Annotated in this window: 26 protein-coding genes; 17 read left to right on the top strand and 9 right to left on the bottom strand. The window is 69.3% G+C overall.

Annotation, left to right across the window (positions count from 1 at the left end; translation table 11 throughout):
* Window positions 1–10: 10 nt before the first annotated feature.
* Genes ACSQ2F_RS17195 through ACSQ2F_RS17170 form a run of 6 tightly spaced genes read left to right on the top strand, consistent with a single transcriptional unit; the run spans window position 11 to window position 7409 of the window.
* Entirely contained in the window at window positions 11–1072 is a 1062-nt protein-coding gene (locus ACSQ2F_RS17195) for a TrbG/VirB9 family P-type conjugative transfer protein (RefSeq protein ID WP_436025007.1), read from the top strand.
* Window positions 1069–2508: a TrbI/VirB10 family protein gene (locus ACSQ2F_RS17190; protein WP_436025005.1), complete on the top strand. Its 1440-nt coding sequence runs from the start codon at window positions 1069–1071 to the stop codon at window positions 2506–2508. Before ACSQ2F_RS17195 ends, ACSQ2F_RS17190 begins: the two co-directional genes overlap by 4 nt.
* Before the next feature lie 10 nt (window positions 2509–2518).
* Complete coding sequence (locus ACSQ2F_RS17185) at window positions 2519–3034, top strand: hypothetical protein (protein WP_436025003.1); 516 nt, start codon at window positions 2519–2521, stop codon at window positions 3032–3034.
* A complete protein-coding gene (locus ACSQ2F_RS17180) occupies window positions 3031–3489 on the top strand; it encodes a hypothetical protein (RefSeq protein WP_436025001.1) in 459 nt (152 codons plus the stop codon). The genes ACSQ2F_RS17185 and ACSQ2F_RS17180 overlap by 4 nt, the downstream gene beginning before the upstream one ends.
* A gap of 1 nt (window position 3490) precedes the next feature.
* Complete coding sequence (locus ACSQ2F_RS17175) at window positions 3491–4555, top strand: CpaF family protein (protein ID WP_436024999.1); 1065 nt, start codon at window positions 3491–3493, stop codon at window positions 4553–4555.
* Window positions 4556–4574: 19 nt separating this feature from the next.
* Window positions 4575–7409, top strand: coding sequence for a type IV secretory system conjugative DNA transfer family protein (locus ACSQ2F_RS17170; RefSeq protein ID WP_436024997.1), 2835 nt, complete (start codon window positions 4575–4577; stop codon window positions 7407–7409).
* Between the two features lie 18 nt (window positions 7410–7427).
* Here the strand turns inward: ACSQ2F_RS17170 and ligD are convergent, their stop codons facing one another.
* The 8 genes from ligD to hemN all read right to left on the bottom strand — a co-directional run bounded on the left by ligD (window position 7428) and on the right by hemN (window position 16914).
* A complete protein-coding gene (ligD, locus tag ACSQ2F_RS17165; protein WP_436024995.1) occupies window positions 7428–10094 on the bottom strand; it encodes a DNA ligase D in 2667 nt (888 codons plus the stop codon).
* Window positions 10095–10100: 6 nt separating this feature from the next.
* Window positions 10101–11006 carry a Ku protein gene (locus ACSQ2F_RS17160; RefSeq protein ID WP_436024993.1) on the bottom strand — a complete coding sequence of 302 codons (906 nt, stop codon included), beginning with the start codon at window positions 11004–11006 and terminating at the stop codon, window positions 10101–10103.
* A gap of 64 nt (window positions 11007–11070) precedes the next feature.
* Window positions 11071–12009, bottom strand: coding sequence for a DUF72 domain-containing protein (locus ACSQ2F_RS17155; RefSeq protein WP_436024991.1), 939 nt, complete (start codon window positions 12007–12009; stop codon window positions 11071–11073).
* Window positions 12006–12761 carry a glutathione peroxidase gene (locus ACSQ2F_RS17150; protein WP_436024989.1) on the bottom strand — a complete coding sequence of 252 codons (756 nt, stop codon included), beginning with the start codon at window positions 12759–12761 and terminating at the stop codon, window positions 12006–12008. Before ACSQ2F_RS17150 ends, ACSQ2F_RS17155 begins: the two co-directional genes overlap by 4 nt.
* Window positions 12762–12860: 99 nt before the next feature.
* Window positions 12861–13388 carry an SRPBCC family protein gene (locus tag ACSQ2F_RS17145; protein WP_436024987.1) on the bottom strand — a complete coding sequence of 176 codons (528 nt, stop codon included), beginning with the start codon at window positions 13386–13388 and terminating at the stop codon, window positions 12861–12863.
* A 73-nt stretch (window positions 13389–13461) separates the two neighbouring features.
* The gene (locus ACSQ2F_RS17140; protein WP_436024985.1) at window positions 13462–14913 is read right to left on the bottom strand and encodes a DHA2 family efflux MFS transporter permease subunit; all 1452 of its coding nucleotides are present in this window, start codon (window positions 14911–14913) and stop codon (window positions 13462–13464) included.
* Between the two features lie 3 nt (window positions 14914–14916).
* Window positions 14917–15381 carry a VOC family protein gene (locus tag ACSQ2F_RS17135; protein ID WP_436024983.1) on the bottom strand — a complete coding sequence of 155 codons (465 nt, stop codon included), beginning with the start codon at window positions 15379–15381 and terminating at the stop codon, window positions 14917–14919.
* A gap of 171 nt (window positions 15382–15552) precedes the next feature.
* On the bottom strand, window positions 15553–16914 hold the full coding sequence (gene hemN / locus ACSQ2F_RS17130) for an oxygen-independent coproporphyrinogen III oxidase (protein WP_436024981.1): 1362 nt from the start codon (window positions 16912–16914) through the stop codon (window positions 15553–15555).
* 106 nt (window positions 16915–17020) lie between these two features.
* Between hemN and ACSQ2F_RS17125 the strand changes: the two genes are divergently transcribed.
* From ACSQ2F_RS17125 to ACSQ2F_RS17075, 11 genes are read left to right on the top strand one after another with little or no spacing between them, the layout of a single operon-like run.
* Window positions 17021–17755: a helix-turn-helix domain-containing protein gene (locus tag ACSQ2F_RS17125; RefSeq protein WP_436024979.1), complete on the top strand. Its 735-nt coding sequence runs from the start codon at window positions 17021–17023 to the stop codon at window positions 17753–17755.
* Window positions 17749–20001, top strand: a complete 2253-nt coding sequence (locus tag ACSQ2F_RS17120) for a heavy metal translocating P-type ATPase (protein ID WP_436024977.1) — start codon at window positions 17749–17751, stop codon at window positions 19999–20001. Before ACSQ2F_RS17125 ends, ACSQ2F_RS17120 begins: the two co-directional genes overlap by 7 nt.
* 13 nt (window positions 20002–20014) lie before the next feature.
* A complete protein-coding gene (ccoS, locus tag ACSQ2F_RS17115) occupies window positions 20015–20218 on the top strand; it encodes a cbb3-type cytochrome oxidase assembly protein CcoS (protein ID WP_436024975.1) in 204 nt (67 codons plus the stop codon).
* A 29-nt stretch (window positions 20219–20247) separates the two neighbouring features.
* The gene (gene ccoN / locus ACSQ2F_RS17110) at window positions 20248–21690 is read left to right on the top strand and encodes a cytochrome-c oxidase, cbb3-type subunit I (protein WP_436024973.1); all 1443 of its coding nucleotides are present in this window, start codon (window positions 20248–20250) and stop codon (window positions 21688–21690) included.
* Window positions 21691–21717: 27 nt separating this feature from the next.
* Window positions 21718–22344, top strand: a complete 627-nt coding sequence (ccoO, locus tag ACSQ2F_RS17105) for a cytochrome-c oxidase, cbb3-type subunit II (RefSeq protein WP_436024971.1) — start codon at window positions 21718–21720, stop codon at window positions 22342–22344.
* Window positions 22345–22352: 8 nt separating this feature from the next.
* Window positions 22353–22511, top strand: coding sequence for a cbb3-type cytochrome oxidase subunit 3 (locus ACSQ2F_RS17100; protein WP_436024969.1), 159 nt, complete (start codon window positions 22353–22355; stop codon window positions 22509–22511).
* Window positions 22508–23422, top strand: coding sequence for a cytochrome-c oxidase, cbb3-type subunit III (gene ccoP / locus ACSQ2F_RS17095; protein ID WP_436024967.1), 915 nt, complete (start codon window positions 22508–22510; stop codon window positions 23420–23422). The genes ACSQ2F_RS17100 and ccoP overlap by 4 nt, the downstream gene beginning before the upstream one ends.
* Before the next feature lies 1 nt (window position 23423).
* A complete protein-coding gene (gene ccoG, locus ACSQ2F_RS17090; RefSeq protein WP_436024965.1) occupies window positions 23424–24878 on the top strand; it encodes a cytochrome c oxidase accessory protein CcoG in 1455 nt (484 codons plus the stop codon).
* Between the two features lie 18 nt (window positions 24879–24896).
* Window positions 24897–25127 (top strand): hypothetical protein, encoded by a 231-nt coding sequence (locus tag ACSQ2F_RS17085; protein ID WP_436024963.1) that lies wholly within the window; start codon window positions 24897–24899, stop codon window positions 25125–25127.
* On the top strand, window positions 25124–25375 hold the full coding sequence (locus ACSQ2F_RS17080; RefSeq protein ID WP_436024961.1) for a hypothetical protein: 252 nt from the start codon (window positions 25124–25126) through the stop codon (window positions 25373–25375). Before ACSQ2F_RS17085 ends, ACSQ2F_RS17080 begins: the two co-directional genes overlap by 4 nt.
* A gap of 4 nt (window positions 25376–25379) precedes the next feature.
* The gene (locus ACSQ2F_RS17075) at window positions 25380–26057 is read left to right on the top strand and encodes an urease accessory protein UreH domain-containing protein (protein ID WP_436024959.1); all 678 of its coding nucleotides are present in this window, start codon (window positions 25380–25382) and stop codon (window positions 26055–26057) included.
* Window positions 26058–26393: 336 nt separating this feature from the next.
* Here ACSQ2F_RS17075 and ACSQ2F_RS17070 read toward each other — a convergent pair whose 3' ends face one another.
* The gene (locus ACSQ2F_RS17070) at window positions 26394–26915 is read right to left on the bottom strand and encodes a hypothetical protein (protein WP_436024957.1); all 522 of its coding nucleotides are present in this window, start codon (window positions 26913–26915) and stop codon (window positions 26394–26396) included.
* Window positions 26916–26965 lie beyond the last annotated feature (50 nt).

Raw genomic sequence — 26965 nt, 5'->3', positions numbered from 1 at the left:
CCTGACCCCGATGAAAACCCACCTGACCTCGACCGCCTTCATGCCCTCCGCGCGGGGCGCGCTGCCGCGACAGCTCGCCTTGACCTGGTTCGCCAGCTTCGCGTTGACGGCCGCGGCCCAGCAGACTCCCTTCGACCTCCCCCCGCGCGCTCCCGCGCCGGTCGTGGAAGCCGCACCCGTGGCGACGGAGACCGCGCCCGCACCGGTGCCACGCACCCTGCCGGCACGCGAGGCCGGGGTGGATGACGGGCCGTCGCCGGCTGCACGGCGGGCCGCAGTAGCCCGGATCCAGGCTCGGGCGGCCAACCGCCCCAGCACCAGCGAGCCGGCGCTCAGCTGCCGCACCGTGCACTGGCGGCCGGGCGACATCATCCGGCTGCATGCCCAGCCCTACAAACAGATCCACGTGGCGTTGCCCGAGAGCGGCATCGACGTGATCATGGGTGACAAGGAGCTGTGGGCCCTCGACTGGATCAACAACCGCATCTTCATCAAGCCGACCAGTCGGTCGAGCGAAGGGCGGGCCACGACCATCTCGGCCATCGGCCAGAGCGGCAACGCCTATGAGTTCCTCGTGAGCCGCGTGCCGGAAGGCGCGGAGCTCGCCCACTGCGTCTACATCGTGGCCGATGCAGGCCTCATCTCGCGTGCCAACTGGAGCAAGGCGGAGTCGCTGGGAACGGACGGCTCCGGCGCGATGGTCCGCGAACTCTCCACCCTGCGCGAGCGCAATGCGGAGCTCGAACGGCAGAACCGCGAAGGCCTGAAGGCCTACCGCAAGAAGCTCAACAGCAACTACGCCTGGGAGTCGGGCGCGTTCACCCGCTGGAACGGCGGCGAAGTCGAATCGGTCTATGACGACGGGCGCTTCACCTATGTGCGCGTGAAGGACGGTGCGCAGGGCCTGCTGTCCATCATGGCCGAGATCGACGGTCGGGCCACCTTGCTGGAGTACAGCTACGACGCGCCCACCCGCACGTACCAGATCAGCGGCATCTTCCCCAAGTTCACCATGCGTTCGGGTGAACAGACGATGAGCGTGCTGCGCAAAGCCGAGGGGGTCACGTCATGAATGCACCCGATCAGCCCTCCAGCCGGACGGACACCGAGCCGGCGTCGTTCAGTGATACGGTGACGCCGGCCACCGGCCCGGCCCCGGGGGACGAGCAGTCCTCACAGCACGGCAAGCGCGCGCTGGTGGTGGCGGTGCTGCTGGGTGGTCTGGTCGTGGGCGGCCTGCTGGTCGATGCATTTCGCACGCCGGCCCAACCGGCGAAGGCGGTGGACACGCAGGCCAAGCCGGCACCGGCCCAGGACGCCTTCGTCGATTTCGAGGCCAAGCAGCGCATGGAGGCGGCGCGCCTCGAAGCCGAGCGTCAGCGACGCGCCGCGCTCGACGCGCAACGCGGGGTCAAGCCGCGGGAAGAGCCGGTCGACGGCACGCCTCGCCCGAAGTCGCCCGAGCAGGAGCTTCGCGACGCGGCTCGCCTGGACGACCTGAAGCGTGCGCTGGCGGCCATCAAGTCGCAGGACATGGTGATCGACCGTGCCCGAGGCGAGGCGGCCGCTGCACCGAACGCAGCGGCCTCTGCCAGCGCAGGGCGTGGCGAGGCCACGCTCTCCCGCCTGCGCCATGCCATCGACCGCGTGAAGGGCGGAGGCGGAGGCGCCTCGACGGCCCCCGATCCGGTCGGGACCGGCGGCGGCGTCGGGGGTGGGTCCGTGTCGGCGGAGGGCGCGGGTGGCGGTGGTCGCTGGCTCGGTGCCTCGGCCACGGGCTTCGCCCGTGACATCCCGGGGGCCCAGGCGGCCAGCACGGTCGTCGGGCAATCGGCCACGCGCCGCCGTGAACGGGGCGAGCCGCCACGCGAGGGCGAGTACCTCGTGCCGGTCGGAACGGTGATGGCCGCGGTGCTCGACATGGAGGTCAACTCCGACTGGGAGGGGCGCTGGCGCGCGATGATCGCGCGCGACATCTATGACATCAACCAGGATGTCATCCTGATCCCCAAGGGCACGCGGGTGCTCGGCACGTCGGTGCGGCCCAAGCCGGTCAACGAGGCGATCAACGAACGCATGGCCCTGGCGGCGCAGTGGCTGGTCCTGCCCAACGGCGCCCGCATCGACCTGACGCGGAGCTCGATGCTGGATGCGGGCGGTGTGGCTGCCATCGACGGCGACGTCAACCGCCACTTCCTCGCCACCCTGGGCGGCGTAGTGGCGTACGGCGTGATCGGCGGCTGGGGCGCGGCAGAGGCCGTCAAGCGCACGGACAGCAACACCGCGGTGGCCGCTGCGAGCGTCATCGGCGGTGGGCGGACCGCGGGCGCGGAGATCGCACTCGGGCTTGCCGACATCGGCAAGCGGGTGGCCTCGCGCTACCTCAATCTCGTGCCGACGATCACGATCCAGCCGGGCACGCCGATGAACGTCTTCCTGGACGACGAGATGGTGCTGCAGGCCTGGGCGCCCATCGACGAGTTCGCCCCGGCCGTGACCCGGCCTTGAGGACGGCGACATGGACGAGCCCATGCCCGCCCCCTGGCTGCAACGCCTGCGGCAGTGGTGCCAGCGCATCGCGGACGGCGACTATGAGCACGCCCAGCTGCGCCTGACCTTGCTGCCCTACGTGACGGCCTGCTCGCCGCTCATCGGCATGAGCGTGTTCGCGCCGCCCTGGTTGGCCTGGGCCATGGCACTGCCGGCCATGCTGGCGCTGTATCACGTGGCCGCGGCCCTGGAGGACGACCTGTTCCAGGTCAATGCAGCCCGAGGTTTCGGCGCCTATGTGCTGCCGCTCAACCTGCTCCTGCTGCTGTGGTGCGCTGCGCTCAGCCTCGCCGGGCGGGCGGGCGAGATCGCGACAACCGCCTTTCCCTACACCGCGGTGCTGTGCGTCATGGTGGCGCCGACGGTGCGTCGGGATCGCGGCCGCCTGTCACGCCGCTGGCCCTTGCGCTGGACCTTCGTCGCGGTGGCGGCGGCCGCGATCACCGTTCATGGGCTGAGGGCACTGGCTGGAGGTGCGGCATGAGGTCCGGTCGGCTGCTGCTCGCGCTGGCGTGCTCGGGGTTCGTGGACCATGCCGCGGCGGCGATGTACCGCTGTCCCTCGGGACAAATCGGTCGCCCGCCCGTCGTGACCAACCTGCTGGCGGAGGCGGATGCGCGTGCGCGCGCCTGCGAACCGGTCGCCGTGCGCGCGTCCCCGCTCGACGTGGTGACCGCACCGCCGTCACGGCAGGCCACGCCCGCCGCCGTGCGGCCTGACGCGCCCCGCTTGACGCCCGTGGCGCACCGCGTCGACCCGGCCGACCAGCGCGTGCGGGACACGCAGCGTCGGGCGATTCTGGAGGCCGAGTTGCGCACAGAGGAAGAAGCACTCGGCCGGGCACGGCAGTCGGGCGGGGGCGAAGAGGTCGAACGCCGCGCTGCCCGACACCAAGAGAACGTCGAGGCGCTGCGGCGCGAACTCGGCCGCCTGCGCTGACATGGCAAGCGTCGACCCGCAAAGCGTGCAGGCGCAGAACGCGGTGCGGCTGCAGTGGGAGCTGGTGCGCCACTATCTGCTGCCCATCTCGCCCTTCTTCGCGCTCGAGGGCGTGACCGGCATCTTCGTGAACCGCTTCGACAGCGTCTACATCATGCGGCACGGGGAGTTCCAGCGGGTGGACGCTCGCTGGCAGAACGAGTTCCACTTCGTCACGGCCATCGAGCAGATCGCCAACGCGCTGGGCCAGGAAGTTCATCCGATCGAGCGCCCGCTGCTCGATGCGCGGCTCGACGATGGTTCACGGATCAACGCCGTGCTCGCGCCGACCGGCGTGGCGGGCAGCAACATGACCGTGCGGCTGTTTCCCAAGCTGCGCTACACCGCCGAGGCGCTGATGAAAGCCGGGTCGTTCGACGCGTCGATGTTCGAATACCTGCGGCTGGCGATGCTCAACCGTTTCAACATCCTGGTGTCGGGCGGCACGGGCAGCGGCAAGACGACGCTGCTCAACGCCGTGTCGAACTTCATTCCGCGCGACGACCGGATCATCAGCATCGAGGACACCGCCGAGCTGCAGATCGACAGCGACCACTGGGTGGCGCTGGAAGCGCCGCACCGCTTCGTCAAGGACGTGGAGCCGCTCACGATGAGCCGCCTCGTGAAGAACGCGCTGCGCATGGAACCGCAGCGCCTGATCGTCGGCGAAGTGCGCGACGGCGCCGCGGCCGAAGCGCTGCTCACCGCGGCCAACACCGGCCACTCCGGCATCCTGTCCACCATCCATGCGAACAGTGCCCTGGACACCATCGACCGCTTGACCAATCTCGCGGCGGCCGGCTTCGCGGCGATTCCCTACGAGCATGTGCAGCGACAGGTGCGCAACAACCTCGACGTCATCGTGCACGCCCAGAAGACGCCGCACCATGGGCGCCGCGTCGTGGAGATCGCCGAACTGGACGACGGCGAGTTCAGGGTGCTGTGGCAGTGGGACTACGCGACGGGACGCCACGAGGCGGTCCGGGCACCCTCGATGCGCCGCATGCACTACACGCGCCCGGCGTGAGCCCGGCAAAGGAGACCGCATGGACGAGATGACCCAGGCCGCCGGCCGTTTCGTGATCGCCGCGATGCGCTGGTCCACCCCCTGGTGGTGGGTGTGTGCCGCGGCGGCGGCCACGACGCTTGCGCTGCTCAACGTGCTGCCGTTGCGCGTCCCCCCGGCGCGCGAGGAGGAGTACGGACTGATGGACGTGCTCAAGATCGGTCTGCGCAACGTCGCGGTGATCGGCCTCGTGGTGCTGTGCCTCGTCTACTGGCCCGCGATGTACTTCGGCACGCTGGCGACCCTGGGCAACTCGTCCGATCAGGGGCATCAGTGGTTCGTCGACTATGTGTCGCGGCAGGCGTGGCGCTGGGGCTGGCTGATCCCGCTCGGCATCATCGCCGGGCTAGCCTGGCGGGTGGCGTCCGCACGCTACATCACCCCCTGGCTGTCGCGGCAGTGGCAGCGGCTGCTGGTTCGTCAGGAGGACCACAAGCAGAGCGACATGCGGGTCGAGGTGGGCAAGCTCAAGGCGAGGGACTTCCCGCCGCGCCAGCACTACCGCGACGGGCAGGTCTTCATCGGCCTTGATGCGGAGGGGCAGCCGACCTACCTCGACGCCAAGACCTTTCGCGCGACGCACATGCAGGTGGTCGGCCCCACCCGCTTCGGCAAGGGCGTCGTGCTCGGCGTGATGATCGAGCAGGCCATCCGGCAGGGCCACGGGGTGGTGTACATCGACCCGAAGGCGGATGCCTTCCTGCCCTACATCATGGCCGAGGCCTGCGAGCGGGCGGGACGCCGTTTCATCTACATCGACCTCGCCAGCGAGGACACGCGCTGGGCGCCGTTCGAGGGCGGGACGGAACGTGACCGGCGGGCCCGCATCGTCAATTGCTTCGGGCTGAACAACACGGGGGACGGTTCGGACTTCTACAAGTCGAAGGAGCGCGCCATCCTCGACACCATCATGCCGAAGTCGGGCACGAGCATCGCAGGGTTGAAGGCCGCACTGGAGCAACGGGGCGAGGACGGCAAGCCGCTCAAGGAGAGCGCCAACCGGCTGTACGACGGCCTGGTGGAGTTCGGCGTGATGCCCTCGCTGAACCCCAAGAAGGGCGGCGGCAACAAGGTGGCCGAGGCGCTGAAGTCGGGAGCGAGCATCTATGTGCGCGGCTCGCTGGACGACGCCACCTTGAAGCGGGCGACCCAGGTGTTCATCACCGAGGTGATCCAGGAGGCGCGGCGGCTGGGCCCCGAGCGGCCGCACCACCTCACGCTGGCGGTCGACGAACTGAAGTTCATGATCTCCCAGGAGATCAGCGACGCGCTCGCCACCATCGCAGGCTTCAACGTCAACATGGTGCTGCTGCACCAGTCGATCCGCGATCTTCGGGGCCCGGAGGATCGGACCTTGAACGTGGACGCGCTGGAGTCGGGCGTCATCGTCAACTGCCAGATCAAGTTGCTGTACCGCGCCTCCGACCCCGAGACGGCGGAATGGGCGAGTCTGCTGTCGGGCACGAAGATCGTGCGCACGACCAAGTCGCAGACGGTGGAACACAACCGGTTCGGCGGCGAGGCGTACACCGCCTCGCGCATGCTGTACGACCTGGAGGTGCCCATCATCACGCAGAACGAGATGCTCAGCCTGTCGCCGCGGGTGGGCGTGCTGTTCGCTCCCGACCGGCTGGCCTCCGTGGTCTTCACCTGCTTCGTGCCGGCCGATACCAAGCGCGTGCTGTACCAACGGCCACAGGACAAGCTGGCGGCACCCTCTGCGGTCGCAGCCGGCGCGGCCTCCGGTGCTGGGGCTCGCACGCCCTCTGTCGCGCTTGATGCAGCAGCGGTTGCGCCCACGGCAACACCTGGCGCTCTCATTCCGTCGCCGTCGGTTCGTGATGAGGACGCCGCCCCCGGGCGCGTCGCCTCGACCGGTGCGGTGCCCGCGCAAGAGGGCGTGGCACAAGTCGTCGCCCCCGCGGCCTTCAGGGAGCGGGCCGACGCCGAGATCGTGGGAATCTTGCCGGATGCGATGCCTTCAACGGCCAACCGGGCGGCACCGCCGGCGTCGGGAGGGCCGCGGTCCCACCCCGGTGAACCGCCCGCGTCCATGAAGCCCGTCGAGATGCGATCGACGGGCGCATTGACTCAAACCGTTGCGCCGCCGGCGCGGCCGGAACCGTCACTGCCACCGCAAGCGTCGTCGACGCCGACCTTTGAGCCAGCGGCACCGCCACCGACGGGGCGGACGGCCTCGGCCGAAACGGCGGACCGGCCGCAAGGACGGCCGTCGCCTGCCCAGCCGGCTCCGCCGCAGCGGTCCCCTCGACCGCCTTCGGGGCCGACGCCCCAGGCGGCAAAGGCTGCGGGGTCGTCGCCAGGGGCGGCTCGGCCGACGCAGTCGAGCGAGCCGCTCCGTTCCACGACGCCCCCACCGGCCGGACCTGAACAGCGCGTCGCGCAGCAGACAGTACCCTCGCGGGCCGGCGCAGCGCAAGCAAAGCAAGGTGCCGCCAAGCCGCCCCAGCCGCCAAAGGGCACGCCCCAGCGAGCCGGCCCGGAGCCTGCCAAGGCACCGGACCGTGGTCGTTCGACGCACGATGGGGCCGGCCGGCAAGGGGCGTCGCATCCGACTGCACAGGCGAAGGCGCCGCCGATCGGCGTCACCCCACGTGCCAAGGCCGAATCCGCGCCGGCGGCTGCCGCCTCGGTTGCGAGTCCGATCGCCTCGGCGAAGGAACCGCGCGTCGCGTCGAATGGCGAGGGTCCTGGAGCGACTGCAGGGCCGGGCAAGAACCCGGGACGGGAGATCGCCGCAGCCGGAGCTGCCGAGGGACGAGACGCCCGCCCGGACGCTCACCCCGCGCCCTGATGCCGGCCGCAGGCCCGGTCAGCCCCGCCGCTTCGCGGTGGACCTGGCGGGTTTGCCCAGCCGCTTGAGAGCCGGACCCAGGGCTTGCCGGGTCTTGAAGTACTCGGCCCAGGGATCGGCCGTCAGGAAGGAAAGGTGCTCGCGTGCCGTGGCAACGGTCCAGTGGGCACCGCTCTTCAGGGACGGCAGGTCCTCCCAGGTCACGGGCATGGACACGCCCAGGCCGGGCCGCGCCCGCGCACTGAACGCGACCGCCGTGGTGGCGCCGTGGCCGTTGCGCAAATAGTCGACGAAGATCTTGCCCACCCGGTTGGCCGGACCGCTCTTGGCGACGAAGCGGTCGGGGATCTGGTCGGCCAGGTGCTGCACGACGGCTTGCGAGAAGTCCTTGACCGTGTCCCAGTCCTGGCGCGGGGCGATGGGCACCACGACGTGCAGGCCCTTGCCGCCGCTCGTCTTGAGCCAGGCGCGCAGGCCGAGTTCCTCGAGCAGCGCGCGCGTGAGCACCGCGGCGTCCTGGATCATCGACCAGCCGACCCCTTCGCCGGGGTCGATGTCGAACACGATGCGGTCGGGCTTGTCGATGTGGCGCGCCATCGTGTTCCAGGTGTGGAACTCGATGACGTTCATCTGCGCCGCGCTGGCCAGGCCCTCGGCCGTACCCACTTCCATCAGCGCCTCGTGGCCGGGCCACAGGGCGGGGTCGAGTTGCTGCACGGCGGTCAGCTTGAGCTTGCCGGTGTGCTTCTGGAAAAAGAGCTCGCCTGCGATGCCGGATGGTCCGCGGACGAAGGAGCAGGGCCGGCCCTTCAGGTGGGGCAGCATCCAGTCCGCCACGCTTTCGTAGTAGCGAACGAGGTCGAGCTTGGTGGTGCCCGTGCTCGGGTCGATCACGCGGTCCGGGTTGGACACCCGGATGCCGTCCGACGATCGGGCGCGTTTGACGGGCGCGGCCGCGCTGCGCGCCGCAGGAGGCTCGGCCTTGGCGGCCCGCGCACTGCGAGGCGCGGGATCCACCGCCCGTTCGCGGGTGATCTGGCGGGCCGGCTTGTCGGTGCGCAGCGAGACGAACACGGCATGCCGGATCTGGCCGTCGGGGGTCCACTCGCCAAAGCTCACCTCCGCGATGCGGGTCGGCTTGACCCAGCGCTCGCTGCCGGCCGTGCGGCGGCTCCAACGGCCCTGCTTGGGCGACTTGCCGCCATCGAAGGGGCACGCTTCCGTGGTGAGGGGATGGAGCGTCTTCCAGAGCTCGCGGGTGGTGGCGGTGTCCCAGCCGGTGCCGACGCTACCGACGGGCAGCAGGCGTCCGGTTTCATCGTGCACACCCAGCAGCAGGCTGCCCACTTCGCCGTCGACACCCCGCCGGGCCGTGTAGCCGGCGATCACGAACTCCTGGCGCAGTTGGCACTTGAGTTTGAGCCAGCTGTTGCTGCGTCGGGACTCATAGGGCGCGTCGGCCCGCTTGGCGATCACGCCTTCGAGCTTCATCTGGCAGGCGGACTGCAGGATGCTGGCCGGGTCGGCGTCGAAGTTGGCGCTGAAACGGACCCGTTCGTCGCCGCGGGCATCAACCAGTTGCGCCAGGGTTTCACGGCGCTGGCGCAGGGGCACCTCGCGCAGGTCGCGCCCCTCGAGGAAGGGCAGGTCGAACAGGAAGTAGACGATGCGATCGGTGCGCGACCGGTCGAAGGAGTTCTGCAGGGCGTTGAAGTCGGGCACGCCTTCGTCGTTCAGCACGACCAGCTCGCCGTCCAGCCAGCCGGAGCGCAGGCCCAGCCCGCGCAGCGACTTGGCCAGCTGCGGCAGCTTGGCGGTCCAGTCGTGGCCGCCGCGCGTGATGAGGCGCGGTTCGCCGTCCTCGATCCGGGTCATGACGCGGTAGCCGTCGTACTTGACTTCGAACAGCCATTCGCCGGTGGGCGGCACGCCGGTGGCCAGCGTGGCGAGCTGCGGCGACAGGGTGTCGGGCAGCGCGGCGGCCGGCGGCAGTTCCGCCGTCTTGCTGCGCGCTGTCGCGGTTCTCTGGGTGGCCTTGCCAGCCTTGGGCTCAGCCTTCGCCTTCGCGGTCTTCGTCGATTTGGAAGCGCGGGCAGTCCGCGGGCTCGGCTCCGGCGCGTCGATCCGTGAGGCACTGATCACGCTGTCCGGCCAGGCTGTCACCACGTCGAATTCGTCGTGCGGCCGGGCATGATCGTCCCGCTTCTTGAAGAGGAGCCACGTCTCCTGCCGTTCGCCCGGCTTCTGGATGCGGATCAGCTCCCAGGCGCCCGAGAGCTTCTCGCCCTCGAGTTCGAACACCAACTTGCCGGCGGCCAGGCCTTCCTGGGGATCGCCGATGGCGCGCCAGGTGCCCCGGTCCCAGACGATGACCTGGCCGGCGCCGTACTGCCCCGGCGGAATGGTCCCCTCGAAGTCGGCATAGGACAACGGGTGGTCTTCGGTGCGCACCGCCATGCGCTTGTCCTTGGGGTCGAAGGACGGGCCCTTCGGAACCGCCCAGGAGAGCAGCACGCCGTCCAGCTCGAGGCGGAAGTCGTAGTGCAGTCGGGTGGCGGCATGTTTCTGGATGACGAAGGACAGGGCCTTGCCCGCGCGAGCCCGAACACCCCGGGGTTCGGGCGTCTTGTCGAAGTCGCGCTTGGACCAGTACTTCGCGAGGCGATCGGTTTGGGTGCCAGGCATGAGATGTCAGGCCCGCTTGCGCGCCGCGGGCGTCTTCTTCGCGGCGGGCTTGCGCGCCGCTGTTGACGACTTGGCCTTGGGCGCGGCGGCCTCGGCTTTCGGCTCGTTGGCGGCGCGGTGCCGGCCGCCGAGGCTTTGCTTGAGCAGGGCGGTGAGGTCGACCACGTTCGTGGTGCTGGTCGATACGCCTTCTTCCAGCGGCGTCACCTTCTCGATCTTGCCAGCGTTCACCCGCTGCTCCACCAATGTCTGCACCGCGGCGGTGAAGCGGTCTTCGTAGCGCTCCGCCTGCCAGGTGTCGGTCATGTCGGCCACCAGCTGCTCGGCCATCTTCAGCTCGCCCTCCTTGAGGTTGGCGGCCGACTTGCCGGCGGCCGGCAGCTTGAGGTCGGTGATGTCGCGGATCTCGCTCGCCCAACGCAGCGTGTTCAGCATGAGCGCGGGGCCGGAGGGGATCAACGCGGCCAGGTGTTCCTTCGTGTGCATCACCACGCGGGCAATGCCGATCACCCCTTGGGCGAGCATGGCCTCACGCAGCAGCGCGTACACCTTCTCGCCCTTCGCGATGGGCTCCAGGTAGTACGGGCGCTCCAGGTGCACGAAGGGGATCTCGACCGCCTGAACGAAGGTTTCGATCTCGATCGTCTGCATGGTCTTGGGGTAGGCCGCCTTGATCTCGTCGTCGCTCAGGATGACGTAGTCGCCATCGGGCTGCTTCACGCCCTTGACGATCTGCGCCTTGTCGATTTCCTTGCCGGTGCGCTTGTTCACGCGCTTGTAGCCCACCGGGTCCATGGAGCGTTTGTCGAGCCAGTCGAAATCGATGCCGGTCTCCGACGTTGCGGGGTACAGCGCTACGGGCACGTGGACCAGCCCGAAGCTGATGGCGCCCTTCCAGATGACTCTCGGCATCACGGTTCTCCTTCGACCAGGAGACCATCGTGCCCACCGGCGCGGGCACTGTCCGTAGGACGGTTCAGCGAACCGGCGTCGGACGGTGCAGCGGGCTGGATTCCAGGCTGAAGCGGCCGTCGGGTCCCAGGGCGCTCGGCTGGCCGAGCCGCTCGCTCAGGTGCACCGCGTCGAACGGGGCGTGCACCTTGATGTCGTTGTCGAAGTAGCAGTAGACGTCGCGGGGAACGTGGTGGGGCGGCTCGCCGGGGACCGTCAACCGCGCGTCGGACACCTGTCCACCCGATTCCCAGGCGCGGATGCGCTCGGCCCACCGATCGAGCCCGGCGTCGGTGTAGCCGCTCGCGTACAACTCCTCGGCCCCGTGCAGGCGCACGTAGACGAAGTCGGCGGTGAGGTCTTCCCGGTCAGGCCAGCGGCCGGCGGTGTCGGCCACCACGAGGCCGATGCGATGGCGACGCAGCAGGGCGATGAAGTCCGGGTCGACGAAGCTGTCGTGACGCACCTCGATGGCGTGGCGCAAGGGGCGTTGCCGACCGTCGCCAAGCGCCGTGCGGCCGGCGACGCGGGCATCGTGCTGCGCCGCGAGGTGGCCCGCCGCCCGCGTGTCGGCCGGCAGCAGGCGGAAGAACGCCTCGAAGCGGGCGGGGTCGAACCGCATGGTGGGCGGGAACTGCCACAGCAGCGGGCCGAGCTTGTCGCGCAGGTCGAGCAGGCCGGACGCGAAGAAGTTCGCGAGCGCGTCGTCGATGCCCTTCAGCCGCAGGATGTGGGTGATGTAGCGGGGTCCCTTCACGCTGAAGACGAAGCCGGGCGGAGTGGCATCCCGCCAGGCGGCCCAGCTCTCCGGGGGCAGCAGCGAATAGAACGAGCCGTTGATCTCCACCGAGGGGAACATCCGCGAGGCAAAGGCCAGCTCCTGGTGCTGGGGCAGCCCCTTCGGATAGAACACTCCGCGCCACGGGTCGTAGCGCCAGCCCGAGATGCCGATGCGGACGGTCACGCCGGTGTGCGCTCCTCGAGCCAGCGCGCCAGCTCTTCGGAGCCGCCGATGTGGGTGCCGTTGACGTATACCTGCGGCACCGTGGCCTTGCCGGCGATCGCGCTGAGGGCCTTGGACCGGATGGACGCCTCCAGCGGCACATCGACGAAGGGCATCTTCGCGTCGTTCAGCAACTGCTTGGCCTTGGCACAGAAGGGGCAGCCTTCACGCGACAGCATCGCGACGGCATCGGGCGCGCGGGCGGCCGGATCGAGGTGGCGCAACATCGTGTCGGCGTCCGACACCTCGAACGGGTCGCCTTCCTTGTCGGGTTCGACGAACATCTTCTCGATCGTGCCGTTGCGCACGAGCATCGAGTAGCGCCACGAGCGCTGGCCGAAGTTCAGGTCGCTCTTGTCAACCAGCATTCCCATGGCGCCGGTGAATGCGCCGTTGCCGTCCGGCAGCATGAGGATGCTGTCGCAGTGCTGGTTGCGGCCCCACTCTTCCATGACGAACGGGTCGTTCACCGAGACACAGGCGATGGTGTCGATGCCGTGGGCACGGAAGACCGGGGCCAGCTCGTCGTAGCGGGGCAGGTGGGTGGACGAGCAGGTGGGCGTGAACGCGCCGGGCAGCGAGAACACGACGACGTTCTTGCCGTCAAAGACCTCGCGGCTCTCGACGACGGCCCAGTCGCCGCCGCGGCGAACGCGAAACGAGACTTCGGGGACGCGATCGCCTTCGCGGCGGTGCGTGGTCGGGACGGGCATGGCGGCTCCTTCGGTCAACACGTGGATTGCCGAAGCATCGCGCCAGCGATGCGCCACGTGTGTAGGACCGCGCCGCGTCTGCGGCCCGGGCGCCTGCCGCTACTTCTCCGCAACCGCCTTGAGGTTGGCAAGGCCTCGCTCGAAATCTTTGCCGACCACTGCGTCCACGCTGGTGAACAGGCTCATCAGCTTGCCGACGAAGAGGTTGGGGCCGTGCATGGCCCAGGTGACCGTGGTGCCGTCACCCTGGCCTTCGAGCTGGAATTCGGTGGTGTTGTGCGCCTCGAAGGGCTCCAGGAAATCGAGTTGCATCACGACGCGGGACGGCAGCGTGGCCGAGGTGATCTCCATGCGCCCCTTGCCCACCTTCTCGTTGCCGTCCCATGCGTAGGCCGCACCCGGTCCTGCCGGCGGGCCGCTGTGCTGCCGGTGCATGGCCGGATCCAGGCGTTCCCAAGGGGACCACTGCGCCCACTGGTGGAAGTCGTTCACCAGCGCGAAGACCTTCTCGGGCGGCGCCTTGATCGTGATGGCGCGCTCGACCCGGAAGGTGTCTGGCTGGAAGGCCGCCAGCCCGAGGACGACCGCGACGCCGAGGACGAGCCCGGCGCCGATGAACTTGTACATGTGATGCTCCCCGTGTCCCCTCTCGTGGGAGGGGCGTGAATGCTACCTGCATCACGAGGAGGGCCGCAAGCCGTCAGGCGCTGGCGGAGGTGACACCGTCGGATGCCGCTGCACTGGCGGCCATCGGACGCACGCCCACGGCGGCGGCCAACGCGCCCAGGCCGCCGGCTGCCGCGCCGATGAGCATGGCCAGGCGGTAGCCTTCGTTGAGCGCGAAGTCGGCCTCGGCACCACCGGTCTCGAGACCGGCCGTGCGCGCGGCAGCGATGCTCGCCAGCGCCGCCAGCCCGAGCGCCCCGCCCATCATGAAGGCGGTGTTCACGACACCGGACGCGAGGCCCGAGTCACCGGGGGCGACCTCGCTCATGGCGGCCAGCAAAATCGGGTTGAGCGCCATGCCGGTGCCCAGGCCCAGCAACAACATGCCCGGCAATACGTGCACCCAGAAATCGCCGGCCACCGGGGCGCGGGAAAAGAGGGCCAGCCCGATCGCGGCCAGCAGCAAGCCGAGGGCGAGCGGGCCGCGGATGCCGAAGCGCATGACCATGCGGGCGGACAGACCCAGCGAGAAGGCCGCCATGATGAGGTTCGCCGGCAGGAACGCGAGACCGACCTCGAGGGGCGTGTACTTCAGTACCCGCTGCAGGTAGAGCGCCGAGATGAAGAACCAGGCGAACATGGACGCTGCCCACAGCACCCCTGCGATGTTGGCCGTGGCGACATTGCGCAGACGGAACAGGCTGAGCGGGACCAGCGGCGCCACCACGCGTCGCTCGATGACGAGGAAGGCTGCGAACAGCGCGGCGGCCACGCCGAGCAGGCCGAGCGTGCGGGCGGACGTCCAGCCCGCCTGATTGCCCTCGACGATCGCATACACCGCGATGAGCAGCGACGTGGTGATGGTGATGGCGCCGCCCACGTCGAGGCGGGCCGGGGCGCCAGCCACCGGTTCGCCCGCAGGGAGCAGCCGCGCGCAGGCGATATAGACCGCCAGGCCGATCGGCAGGTTGACGAGGAACACCCAATGCCAGTCGAGGGCGTGGGTGAGAAAGCCGCCCAGCAGCACGCCGAGGCTGCCTCCACCCGCACAGACAAAGCCATAGACGCCCATGGCGCGGGCCCGCTCACCCTCCTCGGTGAACAGGTTCATGATGAGCGACAGTGCCACGGCCGACACCACCGCGCCGCCCAGCCCCTGGATGGCTCGCGCCACGATCAGCACGGACTGCGTGCCGGCGACGCCGCATGCCAGCGAGGCCACGGTGAAGAGCGCAAGGCCCACGAGGAACATGCGCCGCTGCCCGTACAGGTCGCCCAGGCGGCCGCCGAGGAGCAGAAAGCCTCCGTACGTCAACATGTAGGCATTGACCACCCACACGAGCGAGGTCTCCGAGAACGCAAGGTCGTCGCGAATGGAGGGCAGGGCGACGTTGACGACCGTGCTGTCGAGCACGATCATCAGTTCGCCCAGGCACAGCAGGACGAGCGCGACCCAGCGCTGCCGGTTGGCGGACGCGGCGTTCACGGCTCAGGCGGGGGTGGCGCAGCCGGTCTCGGTGCCGGTCGGCACGCCGTCGGCGATGGGTGCACCGTTGATGAGCCACGAGGTGCCGAAGCGGTCTTCAACCATGCCGAAGGCCTCCGCCCAGAAGGTCTTGTCCATCGGCATCACCACTTTGCCTCCGGCGCCCAGCGTGTCGAAGCTGCGGCGGGCCTCATCGACCGTCGGGTAGGTGAGCGCGAGCGAGATGCCGCGTCGGCCGGCGAACGGTTGACCGGCACTGTCCGAGCCCATCAGCATGCGGCCGTCGAGCTCGATGCAGATGTGCATGGTCTGCCCAGCGAACTCAGGGCCGATGCCCATGTCCTCGCACCCGGGCGTGTCCCCGAACTTCATCTCGGAGAGCACCTTGCCGCCCAGCGCGTCTGCATAGAAGCGCATGGCTTCCGAACAGTTGCCGTCGAAGGTGAGGTAAGGATCGAGTTGGGGCATGGCGGACTCCTTGAAGTGGAGCGCACAGCTTAGCACTCGTTGATCCTAAATAACAACTAGAAAGAATGTCATCAGGACGTCATGGGTTTGGCGCGCCCGAACGGTGCATGCGCAAAGGCCCCGGGGCGCTGGTGCGCCGCCGGGGCCTCTGAGGCCGCGAAAGAGGTCGGTTCAGGCGATGCGCGAGAAGCGGGCCGTCGATCCCGGCGCCCTGACGTACTTGTCGAAGACCATGGCGACGGCACGAACGAAGTTCCAGCCGTCGGGACTGACCTGGATGGCTCGCGGCTCGAGCGTCACGAGGCCCATGTCGACGAAGGCTTGCATCTGGGTGAGTTCGGCGGCGAAGCGTTCGGCAAACACCACGCCATGCGCCCGTTCGATCTCTGCGTGCTCCAGCCGGCCACGGCACATGAGCGCCATGATGGCGTCGCGCCGCATCAGGTCGTCGGCATCCAGCCACAGCCCCTTGATGACCGGCAGTTCGGCGCGGTCCACCGCCTCGTGGTACTCGGCCAGGGTCTTGGCATTCTGGGAATAGGTGGGGCCGATGCGGCCGATGGCGGAGACGCCGAGGCCCACCAGGTCGCAGTCCGGGCGGGTGCTGTAGCCCTGGAAGTTGCGGTGCAGCCGGCCTTCGCGCTTGGCGACGGCCAGGCTGTCGGTGCTCAGGGCGAAGTGGTCCATGCCGATGGCGTCGTAGCCTTGCTCGCCGAACGACTCGATGGCCGAGCGCAGCATCTGCAGGCGGGACGCGGCATCGGGCAGTTCGTCGGCATTGATGCGCCGCTGCGGCTTGAAGCGCTCGGGCAGGTGCGCGTAGGCGTAGAGGGCGATCCGGTCGGGGCGCAGCGCGGACACCTGGGCGATGGTGCGGGCAAACGACTCCGCCGTCTGCTTGGGCAGGCCATAGATCAGGTCGACGTTGGTCGAAACGAAACCGAGTTCGCGGGCGCTGACGATGAGGGCCTCGACCGATTCGTACGACTGCACGCGGTGCACGGCCTGCTGCACGTCCGGGTCGAAGTCCTGCACACCGAAGCTCAGCCGGTTGAAGCCGAGCCGGCGCAGGTGGGCCAGCCGGCCCGGGTCGGCCGTGCGCGGATCCACCTCGATCGAGACTTCGGCGTCGTCGGTGTAGTCGAAGGCTTCCGCGAGCATGCCCATCAGGCGGGTCAGCTCTTCATCGGACAGGAAGGTCGGGGTGCCGCCGCCGAAGTGCATCTGCGTGACCGGCTGGCGTCCGCCGAGGGCCTTGTGGTACAGGCCGATCTCGGTGCCGAGCGCGTCGAGGTAGGGCGTGGCCCGCTCGTGGTGCTTCGTGATCACCTTGTTGCAGGCGCAGTAGTAGCACACCGATTCGCAGAACGGGATGTGCACGTACACCGACAGGGGCGCCGGCTTGCGCTCGTGCAAGGCGCGCAGCAGGTCGGTTTGCCCGAAGCCGTCGCCGAAGCGGTCCGCGGTGGGGTAGGAGGTGTAACGGGGCCCTTGTGTATCGAGCCGGGCGGGCAGGGGCAGTGCAGCAGACATGTGTGCACTGTGGACTGACGGCGCTGTCGCCGTTTTGATCTGGCGCAAGGTCCCGGCCGGGGCGGGCCCGAACAATCACGTTACCCCTTTCGCGTCAAAGCTGTCCATGATCCCGATCATCTCCCCCGAACCCAGCACCAGCGCCGCGGTGTGCTCGACCTGCAGCCTGCGTGACCTCTGCTTGCCACTGGGCCTGACCGTGGACGAGCTGGAGCACGCCGACCTGATGGTGGCCAACCGCCAGTCGGTGCCGCGGGGGCAGGCCCTGTTCCACCACGGCGACACGTTTCAGTCGGTGTTCGCGGTGCGCACGGGCTTCTTCAAGACACGCACCCTGGGCCCCGACGGCCACGAGCTGGTGACCGGCTTTCGCATGGCCGGCGACCTGATCGGCCTGGAAGGGCTGGGCGATGACCGGCATGTCGGTGATGCACTGGCGCTCGAAGACTCCCAGGTGTGCGTCATCCCGTACAGCCAGCTGATGGAACTGCTGCGCACGCTGCCTTCGCTGCAGCGCCAGTTCCACCGTCTGCTCGGGCGCGAGATCGCCCGCGACCTGGCCGTCCGCCTGCCGGGGCGCATGCGCGCCGAGACGCGCGTCGCGGCCTTTCTGATGGACCTGGCCGAGCGTCTGCAGGCGCGCGGCTTCTCCGGCTCCTCGCTCGTGCTGCGCATGACGCGCGCCGAGATCGGCAGCTTCCTCGGCCTCACGCTCGAAACGGTGAGCCGGGCCTTCTCGGCCTTGCAGGGGCGCAACTGGATCGAGGTTCACCAACGCGATGTGCGCCTGGCCGATCCGGGGGCGCTGCGCCAACTGGTCCAGGCGGAACTGGCGTGTTGAGCGACGCCGTCCTGCTGCCCGGGTTGCAGCCCGGCGAACGCGCCGCGCTCGACGACGAGGTGGCGCTGGCGGGGCACACCCGCTGGATCGAGTTGCCCGATGGCCGCCGCGAGGCGGATTCGGTGTTCGCCGTCCATGGCATGCACTGCGCTGCCTGCGCCTCCATCATCGAGTCGACCCTGCGCCGCCTGCCGGGGGTGGCGCAGGCGGATGTGCACGCGGCCAGCCGGCGAGCCCGCGTGCGCTGGGATCCGGCCCGCGTCGGGGCGGCGGACCTGGTCGAGGCCCTGCGCCGCGCCGGCTACGACGCACGGCCCGCCCAGCACGAGGACGCCCGGCTCGCGCGCCGGCGCGAGGGGCGCCAGTCCCTGTGGCGGCTCTTCGTGGCCGGCTTCTGCATGATGCAGGTGATGATGCTGACGACGCCGATGTACCTGGCGGCGCCGGGCGAGATTCCGCCCGATCAGCTCACGCTGCTGCGCTGGAGCGCCTGGGTGCTCAGCCTGCCGGTGATGCTGTTCTCGGCGGGCCCCTTCTTCAGCGGTGCGTGGCGCTCGCTGCGCGCCGGGCGCATCGGCATGGACGTGCCGGTGGCGCTCGGCATGGCGATCACGTTCGTGGCCGGTACGGCAGCGACGCTGGATCCGGCCGGTCCGTTCGGCTCGGAGCTCTACCTCGACTCCTTCACCATGTTCGTGGCGTTCCTGCTGGGAGGCCGCTGGCTGGAGCAGCGCGCCCGCGACCGCACCATCGACGCCATCGAATCCCTGTTGCATCGCCTGCCTGACAGTGTCGAGCGCCTGGACGAAGCGGGTGGGTCGACGCTGGTGCCGGTGGCCCGTCTGCAGGTCGGTGACCGCGTGCGGGTGGCCGCTGGCCAGGCGTTCCCCGGCGACGGCGTGGTGCTCGAAGGTCACACCCTGGTCGACGAGGCGCTGCTGACCGGCGAATCCCGTCCGGTCGACCGCCTGCAGGGCGATGCGGTGATGGGCGGCAGCGCCAACGTGGCGTCGCCCGTGGTCGTGCGCCTGGACCGGCTCGGCGAGGACACCCGCCACGGCCAGATCGTGCGCTTGCTGGAACGCGCCCTGACCGAGCGCCCGGCCACGCTGCGGCTCGCCGATCGGGTCGCCGGCCCCTTCCTGCTGGCGGTGCTGCTCCTGGCGGCCGCTGCGGCGGCGGCCTGGAGCGCGGTGGATCCGGCGCGTGCCGTCTCCGTGGCGGTGGCGGTGCTGATCGTCACCTGCCCGTGCGCGCTGTCCCTGGCGGCGCCCGCCGCCTGGCTGGCCGCGGCCGGTGCGCTGGCTCGCCGTGGTGTGCTCGTGCAGCGGCTGGAGGCGCTCGAGGTGCTCGCCTCCACGGATACCGCCTGCCTGGACAAGACCGGCACGCTCACCCGAGACAAGCTGACGTTGGCCGAGGTCGTGCCGTCCCCCGGGGCGGAGGCCGGCGCATTGCTGGACCGGGCGGCCTCGCTGGCGGCGCTGTCGCGGCACCCGCTGTCACGGTCATTGGCGGGCGCCCTGTCGCCCGCCACGCTTGCGTGGTCGGACGTCCACGAGGTGGCCGGCCGAGGGCTGGAAGCGGTCGACGCCGACGGGCGCCGGTGGCGCCTTGGCGCACCGGACTGGGTGGGCGTGGCAGCCCTGGACAACCGCCCGCAGGTGGCCTGCGCCCCGGTCGACGGGCCCATGCACGAGCATGTGCGCTTCGCGTTCGACGAGGTGCTGCGGGACGACGCGGCGTCGGCCATGGCCGCCTTGCGCGGTCAGGGACTCGCGGTGCGCATGCTGTCGGGTGACGCGCAAGCGAGCGCCCTGCGCGTGGCCGAACGCATCGGCATCGACGATGTGCGCGGTGGCGCGACCCCCGACGACAAGCTGGCCGAGATTTCCCGGCTTCAAGCCGCGGGGCACCGCGTGCTGATGGTGGGCGACGGTCTCAACGACGGGCCGGTGCTGGCGCGCGCCGATGTCTCCTTCGCGCTCGCCCATGGCAGCGCCATCGCGCAGCAGCGGGCCGATTTCATCGTGCTCGGCAGCCGGGTGGGCGAGGTGCCGGCGGCGCGGGCCCTGTCCCGCCGCATGGTGCGGGTGATGCGCCAGAACCTGGCCTGGGCCGCTCTCTACAACGCGGCCTGCGTGCCGCTGGCGCTGGCCGGCATGTTGCCGCCCTGGGCCGCGGGCGCCGGCATGGCGCTCAGTTCGCTGGCGGTCGTGCTGAACGCCTTGCGCCTGGCTCGCTGAAAGGAACCGAGCGATGGAAAGCCTCTACCTCCTCCTGCCGGTGTCGGTGTTGCTCGTCCTCGCGCTCATCGGCTTGTTCGCCTGGGCGCTGGAAGGCGGTCAGTTCGAAGACCTCGAACGCGAGGGAAGGCGTGCGCTGGATCTCGAACAGTCCGAGCGGGAAAGCACGGGGTTTGATCTCGGTCAACCTGGTTCTCCCCCGGGTTTTCGACAATAAGACATTACGCGAAATAAGGACATTCGTTCATGAAACAAGCGATTGCGGCCGGCCCCATGCCGACCTACAACGACCGGGTCGTGCGCAACTTCGCCCTCGCAGCCGTGCTGTGGGGTGTGGTGGGCATGCTCGTCGGGGTCCTGATCGCCGCGCAGCTCACCTGGCCGGCCCTCAACCTCGACACCTCGTGGCTGAGCTACGGGCGGCTGCGCCCGCTGCACACCAATGCGGTGATCTTCGCCTTCGGCGGCTGCGCCCTGTTCTCGACCAGCTACTACGTCGTGCAGCGCACGTGCCAGGCGCCACTGTGGGGCGGCTGGCTCGCTGACTTCACCTTCTGGGGCTGGCAGCTCGTCATCGTGGCCGCGGCCATCTCGCTGCCCATGGGCTACACCCAGGGCAAGGAGTACGCCGAACTCGAGTGGCCGATCGACCTGCTGATCGCAGCCGTGTGGGTGTCCTACGCCATCGTCTTCTTCGGCACCATCGGCATGCGCAAGGTGCGCCACATCTATGTGGCGAACTGGTTCTTCGGCGGCTTCATCCTCGCCGTCGCGCTGCTGCACATCGTGAACTCGGCCGCCATCCCCGTCAGCTTCACCAAGAGCTACTCCGCCTACGCCGGCGTGCAGGACGCCATGGTGCAGTGGTGGTACGGCCACAATGCCGTCGGCTTCTTCCTCACGGCCGGCTTCCTCGGGATGATGTACTACTTCATCCCCAAGCAGGCCGAGCGGCCGGTGTATTCCTACCGCCTCTCGATCGTGCACTTCTGGGCGCTGATCTTCACCTACATGTGGGCGGGTCCGCACCACCTTCACTACACCGCGCTGCCCGACTGGGCGCAGAGCGTGGGCATGGTGTTCTCGCTGATCCTGCTGGCCCCGAGCTGGGGCGGGATGATCAACGGCATGATGACGTTGAGCGGTGCATGGCACAAGCTGCGTGACGACCCGATCCTGAAGTTCCTGATCGTGGCGCTGTCGTTCTACGGCATGGCGACGTTCGAGGGCCCGATGATGTCCATCAAGACGGTCAACGCGCTCAGCCACTACACCGACTGGACGGTGGGCCACGTGCACGCCGGCGCCCTGGGATGGGTGGGCCTCATCTCCATGGGTTCGCTGTACCACCTGATCCCGCGCATGTACGGCAAGACCCGCATGCACAGCGTGCCGGCCATCGAGCTGCACTTCTGGGTGTCGACCATCGGCATCGTGCTGTACATCGCGGCGATGTGGATTGCCGGCGTGATGCAGGGCCTGATGTGGCGCGCGGTGAACCCGGACGGCACGTTGGTCTACACCTTCGTCGAGAGCGTCAAGGCGACCTTCCCGTTCTATGTGATCCGCCTCTGCGGCGGCCTGCTGTACCTCGGCGGCATGCTGATCATGGCCTGGAACGTGTGGATGACGGCCCGCCGCCCTGTGGTGGCCCGAGTGCCCGTCGGCGCCGCCGCGGCCGCTGCCTGACGCCAAGCCCCTTTCCGGAATCGAATCATGGCTTCAACCCACAAAGACTCTGGCTTCTCCCACGAGAAGATCGAGACCAACAACCTGCTGATGATCATCCTCATCGTGTTGGTGGTCTCGGTCGGCGGCATCGTTGAAATCGTGCCGCTCTTCTTCCAGCGCTCGACCACCGAGGCGGCTCCGGGCGTCAAGCCCTACACGCCGCTTCAGCTGGCCGGTCGCGACGTCTACCTGCGCGAAGGCTGCTACAACTGCCACTCGCAGATGATCCGGCCCTTCCGTGCGGAGACGCTGCGCTACGGCCACTTCTCCACCGCGGGGGAGTTCGTCTACGACCATCCGTTCCAGTGGGGCAGCAAGCGCACGGGTCCCGACCTGCATCGCGTCGGTGGCAAGTACAGCGATGACTGGCATCGCCTGCACCTGATCAACCCGCGTGACCTGGTGCCCGAGTCCAACATGCCGGCCTATCCGTGGCTCGAGAGCGCGAAGCTCGACCCGGCCGACCTCGCGCCCAAGATGACGGCCCTGCGCCGCGTGGGTGTGCCGTACACCGATGCCGAGATCGCCACCGCTGGCGATGCCGTGCGCGACAAGACGGAGCTCGATGCCGTCGTCGCCTACCTGCAGGTGCTGGGCACCGCTCTCAAATAGGACTGGACATGATTGACGTCAACGACCTGAGGAGCGCGGTGACCGTGCTGTCGTTCCTGTGTTTTGCCGGCATCGTCGCCTGGGTTTGGACTCGCAGCCGCCGCGACGAACTTGAAGAATGCGGTCAGATCCCGTTTCTCGCGGGTGAAATGGAAGAGCGGTCATGAGCGACTTCGTCAACAGTGGATGGTCCTGGTTCGTCGGCGGCGTCACGGCGCTGTCGATGGTCTGGTGCCTGTGGCTCCTCCTCGTCGCCAGCCGCCGCAAGGTGATGGGCGATGACAACAGCACCGGTCACGTCTGGGACGACGACATCATCGAACTCAACAACCCGCTGCCGCGTTGGTGGATGGTGCTGTTCGTGGTCACGGTGTTCGGTGGTGCGGCCTACCTGGCGCTTTACCCGGGCCTCGGCAGCCACGGCGGCCAGCTGGGCTGGACGAGCGAGCGCGAGTACCAGGAAGAACAGGCCAAGGCCCGCCGCGACATGGCGGCCCAGTACGCGCCCTTCGCCGGCCAGCCGGCGAACGTGGTGGCCAGCAACGCCGCCGCCATGGGCATCGGCCAGCGCCTGTTCCTGAACAACTGCGCCGCCTGCCATGGCTCGGACGCCCGCGGCTCCAAGGGCTTCCCCAACCTGACCGATGCGGACTGGCTCTACGGCGGTTCGCCGGAAACGATCGAGGAAACCATCCGCAAGGGTCGCCAGGGTGCCATGCCGGCCATCGGTGCCGCGGTGGGCTCGGGCACGGACGTGGCCAACCTGGCCAACTACGTGCTGAGCCTGTCGGGCAGCCCGCATGACTGGACCAAGGCGATGAATGGCAAGGACAAGTTCGGTGTCTGCGCAGGCTGCCACGGTGCCGGCGGCAAGGGCAACCCCGCGCTCGGCGCCCCGAACCTCACCGACAAGGTCTGGCTGCACGGCTGGGGCGAGCAGGCCATCGTCACCATGATCAACCAAGGCAAGACGAACGTCATGCCGGCGCACGAGAGCCGCCTCACCGACGAGCAGATCAAGGTGCTGAGCGCCTACGTGTGGAGCTTGTCGAACAGCTCGGCGGCGAGCGGGAAGTGACATGAAACCGACCGGCTCGCGCGTCATTCCGATTGTTCCTGAGAAGGACAGCGAACCGCGGACGGTCTGGCTGTACGAGAAGCAGGAGAAGATTCACCCCCGCTCGGTGAGCGGGCGCTTCGCCCGCTGGCGCTGGGTGATGGTGTGGTTGACGCAGCTCGTGTTCTACGGGCTGCCCTGGCTCACCTGGAACGATCGCCCGGCGGTGCTCTTCGACCTGGCCTCGCGTCGCTTCTACATCTTCGGCCTCGTCCTGCACCCGCAGGACTTCATCTACCTGACCGGCCTGTTGGTGCTCAGCGCCTACGGGCTCTTCCTCTTCACGGCGGTGGCCGGCCGCCTGTGGTGCGGCTTCACCTGCCCGCAGACGGTCTACACCGAGATCTTCATGTGGGTCGAACGGCGCTTCGAAGGCGACCGGGTCGCCCGCATGCGGCTCGACGCAGCGCCCTGGTCGTTCAACAAGCTGTGGCGCAAGACGGGCAAGCAGGCGGCGTGGATCGCCATCGGCCTGTGGACCGGCATCACCTTCGTCGGCTACTTCACCCCGGTGCGGGTGCTGATGGCCGAGGTGATGACGCTCGGGCTCGGCCCGTGGGAGTGGTTCTGGGTGCTCTTCTACGGCTTCGCGACCTACGGCAACGCCGGCTACCTGCGCGAGCAGGTGTGCATGTACATGTGCCCGTATGCGCGGTTCCAGAGCGCCATGTTCGACCGCGACACGATGATCGTCTCCTACGATCCGCAGCGCGGCGAGGCCCGCGGGTCCCGTCCCCGCAAGGCGGACCCGAAGGCCCTGGGCCTCGGCGATTGCGTGGACTGCGGGCTGTGCGTGCAGGTCTGCCCCGTGGGCATCGACATCCGGGAGGGACTGCAGTACGAGTGCATCAGCTGTGCCGCCTGTGTGGACGTGTGCGACGGCGTGATGGACAAGATGAACTACCCGCGCGGGCTCATCCGCTTCGCCACCCAGAACGGCCTGGCCAACCGGTGGAGTCGCAACGCGATCCTGCGCCGTGTCTTCAGGCCGCGCGTGCTGATCTACGGTGGGGTGCTGCTGTTGATCGCGATCGCATTCGTGGCGAGCATGGTCATGCGCAGCCCGTTCAAGGTGGACGTGGTCCGTGACCGCGGATCACTCGCACGGCTGGTGGGCGACGGCAACATCGAGAACGTGTACCGCCTGCAGGTGATGAACACGACCGAGCGTGCGCAGCGCTACCGGGTGAGCGTGGAAGGCATGGATGGCGCCATGATCAGCTCGCAGCCCGAGTTCCAGCTTGACTCCGCCCAGGCGCAGTGGCTCCCGGTGAGCGTGCAGGTGCCCTATGCCGCCGCCATGCAGGCCGGCCCGGGCGCCCATCCGGTACGCTTCCGCATCGAGCGCGTCCGGGATGCAGGGGACGACAAGGCGGCCGTCGTTCTCGAGAAGTCCACCTTCGTGGTGCCGCGCTGAACCGTTGAGGAACCTGCCATGACCCCGAAGACCGAACCGCATCCGAGCCAACCGTGGTGGCGTTACCCCATCGTCTGGTTGATGGTGGGCCTGCCGCTGGTGTCCGTCGTCGCCGGATTCGCCATGCTCAAGCTGGCGGTGAGCGGCGCCGACCTGCTGGTGATGGAAGCCCCCCGGGCGTCCACCAGCACCGGTGGGGCGGCTCCCGCCTTGAAGGCGAGGAACCACGCCGCCACGGGGGTTCAATGATCCGCCTCGCCGTGCAGATCCTGTGGCCGGCGTTCCTGATGGCCGGGGTGTTCGAGATGCTGCTGTTCGCGGTGGTCGACCCCTCCGACCTGCACTGGTTCGGCGGCCCGCCGATGGACTGGCCCCGCGAGGCGGTGTACACGGTCACCTTCGTCCTGTGCTGGCTCTGCACGTCGACGGCCAGTGCGCTGACAGTCCTGCTCACGGGCGGCCTGCGCCACCTGGAGCGGCAGGGCGACCGCTTCTGACACCATGGCCGCCGTCGACCTGGTCCTCGTGACCGGCGCGGCCCTGATGGGCCTGGCCGGAGTGGCTCACTGCGCCGCGATGTGCGGCGGGCTGAGCGCCTCGGTGATCGGCCGTTGCGGCGGGGCCCGCGCCGCGCGCGCCGCATGGTCCTTCCATGGCGGGCGCGTGCTGGCCTACGCCGCGGGGGGTGCCGTGGCGGCGTCGAGCGTCGGCCTGCTGCGCGAATGGAGTGCCCTGAGTCCGGCCTTGCGGCCGCTGTGGACGCTCGCACAGGCAGCTGCCCTGGCGCTCGGGCTGTGGCTGCTTGTCACCGGGCGTCAGCCGCGGTGGATGAGCGCCGGACGCGGGCCCGCGCTGCCCGCACCGCTGGCCGCCGAGGGCTGGCGCCCGATGGCCGGTCCGGTGCGCGCCGGTGCCGCGGGCGCGGCCTGGGTCGCCTGGCCCTGCGGCCTGTTGCAATCGGCCCTGGTCACCTCCACCCAGGCATCCTCCGCCGCCATGGGCGCGCTCACGATGGCGGTGTTCGCCCTTGTGTCATCGGCCGGTTTGTGGGGCGCACACCGCGTCCTGGGCCGCATCGACACCACGTGGGCGGTGCGCCTGGCCGGCGTGGTGCTGGTCGGGGCAGCCGGTTGGGCGCTGGGCCACGGCCTGTGGCAGCGGGTCGCGGCGTTCTGCTGATCGGCCTCCGCCGGTCTGACCGGTGCCGCAAGGCCGGCGTGGTGACCTCGCCCTGTTGCCTCGCGTGCGCGAGTGAGATCCCGCCCCCTCCACCCCGGTAGAAGCATCGGGAAAGGGTTCGCCCGCCGCGTGAAGCCGACCCGGGGGGCGCACATCCGCCGGCGAACGTCACGTCCGGGGAACGGACGCGGCAAGACGGCAAGGCCGGGTGTGCGTCGCCGGCGGTCGGACCGCCGCCAGGCGGGCAGGGGATGGGATGAGCAAGGGGGTTCCGGGACTCCCGGACGTCACCGCACCTCGCGAGCCGCGAGCCGCGGACCGCGGCGCGGGTCGCGCTCAGGCCATGGCGTTCACGAGGGCGGCCTGGAGCAACCAGCCGTGGTGCTCCACGGGGCTCATGGGCATGGGCGCGCCTTCCAGGTGCCCGATGGCGCCGGCCAGCGCATGAAGCGGCCGGGCGCTGTCGGCCACGTGGTCCAGTACGGGGCGGTCGGCGGCCACCTCGACCCGGCGCGCAAGCCCGGGGGGAAGGCCCTCGGCCATGACGGCGTCGTACAGGCGGCCGAGCAGCCCGACCGTTTCATTGAACGCGGCAGCGTCGCCGACAGGCAGGCTCTCCGGGTGCACATGCACGACCGTCGCCCCCAGGGCGCGGGCGGCGTCTGCCATGGCGATGGCCGCGGGTTGCGACTCGGACGGTGCCAGCAGGGCGATGTTCTTGCCACGCAGTGGACGCTGGGGGCTGCCTGCCAGGGCGGCGCGTCGCAGCTCCATGGCCGTGCCCAGCAACGCCACGACGTCGCCCATCGACACGGCGTCGGCGGCGTTCTTGGCGTGGTGCAGCAGGGTGGTGTTCATGTCGAATGCGAATGCAAATGCGCGTGGGGAGTCAGCGTAGGGCGTTGGCG

Origin of the sequence: Rhizobacter sp. LjRoot28 (genome assembly GCF_964253025.1) — a bacterium.
Classification (GTDB): Bacteria; Pseudomonadota; Gammaproteobacteria; order Burkholderiales; family Burkholderiaceae_C; genus Rhizobacter.
Note: the sequence above shows the minus strand (reverse complement) of the source record. Positions and strands in the feature narration are given on the sequence as shown.

Excerpts from the sequence above, each read along its gene's own strand:
- ACSQ2F_RS17185 (WP_436025003.1), top strand. The coding sequence starts at position 2,519 with ATGGACGAGCCCATGCCCGCCCCCTGGCTGCAACGCCTGCGGCAGTGG.
- ccoP (WP_436024967.1), top strand. The coding sequence starts at position 22,508 with ATGAGCGACTTCGTCAACAGTGGATGGTCCTGGTTCGTCGGCGGCGTC.
- ccoN (WP_436024973.1), top strand. The coding sequence starts at position 20,248 with ATGAAACAAGCGATTGCGGCCGGCCCCATGCCGACCTACAACGACCGG.
- ACSQ2F_RS17135 (WP_436024983.1), bottom strand. The coding sequence starts at position 15,381 with ATGCCCCAACTCGATCCTTACCTCACCTTCGACGGCAACTGTTCGGAA.
- ACSQ2F_RS17170 (WP_436024997.1), top strand. The coding sequence starts at position 4,575 with ATGGACGAGATGACCCAGGCCGCCGGCCGTTTCGTGATCGCCGCGATG.
- ACSQ2F_RS17175 (WP_436024999.1), top strand. The coding sequence starts at position 3,491 with ATGGCAAGCGTCGACCCGCAAAGCGTGCAGGCGCAGAACGCGGTGCGG.
- ACSQ2F_RS17180 (WP_436025001.1), top strand. The coding sequence starts at position 3,031 with ATGAGGTCCGGTCGGCTGCTGCTCGCGCTGGCGTGCTCGGGGTTCGTG.
- ccoS (WP_436024975.1), top strand. The coding sequence starts at position 20,015 with ATGGAAAGCCTCTACCTCCTCCTGCCGGTGTCGGTGTTGCTCGTCCTC.
- ACSQ2F_RS17160 (WP_436024993.1), bottom strand. The coding sequence starts at position 11,006 with ATGCCGAGAGTCATCTGGAAGGGCGCCATCAGCTTCGGGCTGGTCCAC.
- ccoG (WP_436024965.1), top strand. The coding sequence starts at position 23,424 with ATGAAACCGACCGGCTCGCGCGTCATTCCGATTGTTCCTGAGAAGGAC.
- ACSQ2F_RS17145 (WP_436024987.1), bottom strand. The coding sequence starts at position 13,388 with ATGTACAAGTTCATCGGCGCCGGGCTCGTCCTCGGCGTCGCGGTCGTC.
- ACSQ2F_RS17195 (WP_436025007.1), top strand. The coding sequence starts at position 11 with ATGAAAACCCACCTGACCTCGACCGCCTTCATGCCCTCCGCGCGGGGC.
- ACSQ2F_RS17125 (WP_436024979.1), top strand. The coding sequence starts at position 17,021 with ATGATCCCGATCATCTCCCCCGAACCCAGCACCAGCGCCGCGGTGTGC.
- ACSQ2F_RS17190 (WP_436025005.1), top strand. The coding sequence starts at position 1,069 with ATGAATGCACCCGATCAGCCCTCCAGCCGGACGGACACCGAGCCGGCG.
- ccoO (WP_436024971.1), top strand. The coding sequence starts at position 21,718 with ATGGCTTCAACCCACAAAGACTCTGGCTTCTCCCACGAGAAGATCGAG.
- ligD (WP_436024995.1), bottom strand. The coding sequence starts at position 10,094 with ATGCCTGGCACCCAAACCGATCGCCTCGCGAAGTACTGGTCCAAGCGC.
- ACSQ2F_RS17075 (WP_436024959.1), top strand. The coding sequence starts at position 25,380 with ATGGCCGCCGTCGACCTGGTCCTCGTGACCGGCGCGGCCCTGATGGGC.
- ACSQ2F_RS17085 (WP_436024963.1), top strand. The coding sequence starts at position 24,897 with ATGACCCCGAAGACCGAACCGCATCCGAGCCAACCGTGGTGGCGTTAC.
- ACSQ2F_RS17070 (WP_436024957.1), bottom strand. The coding sequence starts at position 26,915 with ATGAACACCACCCTGCTGCACCACGCCAAGAACGCCGCCGACGCCGTG.
- ACSQ2F_RS17100 (WP_436024969.1), top strand. The coding sequence starts at position 22,353 with ATGATTGACGTCAACGACCTGAGGAGCGCGGTGACCGTGCTGTCGTTC.
- ACSQ2F_RS17150 (WP_436024989.1), bottom strand. The coding sequence starts at position 12,761 with ATGCCCGTCCCGACCACGCACCGCCGCGAAGGCGATCGCGTCCCCGAA.
- hemN (WP_436024981.1), bottom strand. The coding sequence starts at position 16,914 with ATGTCTGCTGCACTGCCCCTGCCCGCCCGGCTCGATACACAAGGGCCC.
- ACSQ2F_RS17080 (WP_436024961.1), top strand. The coding sequence starts at position 25,124 with ATGATCCGCCTCGCCGTGCAGATCCTGTGGCCGGCGTTCCTGATGGCC.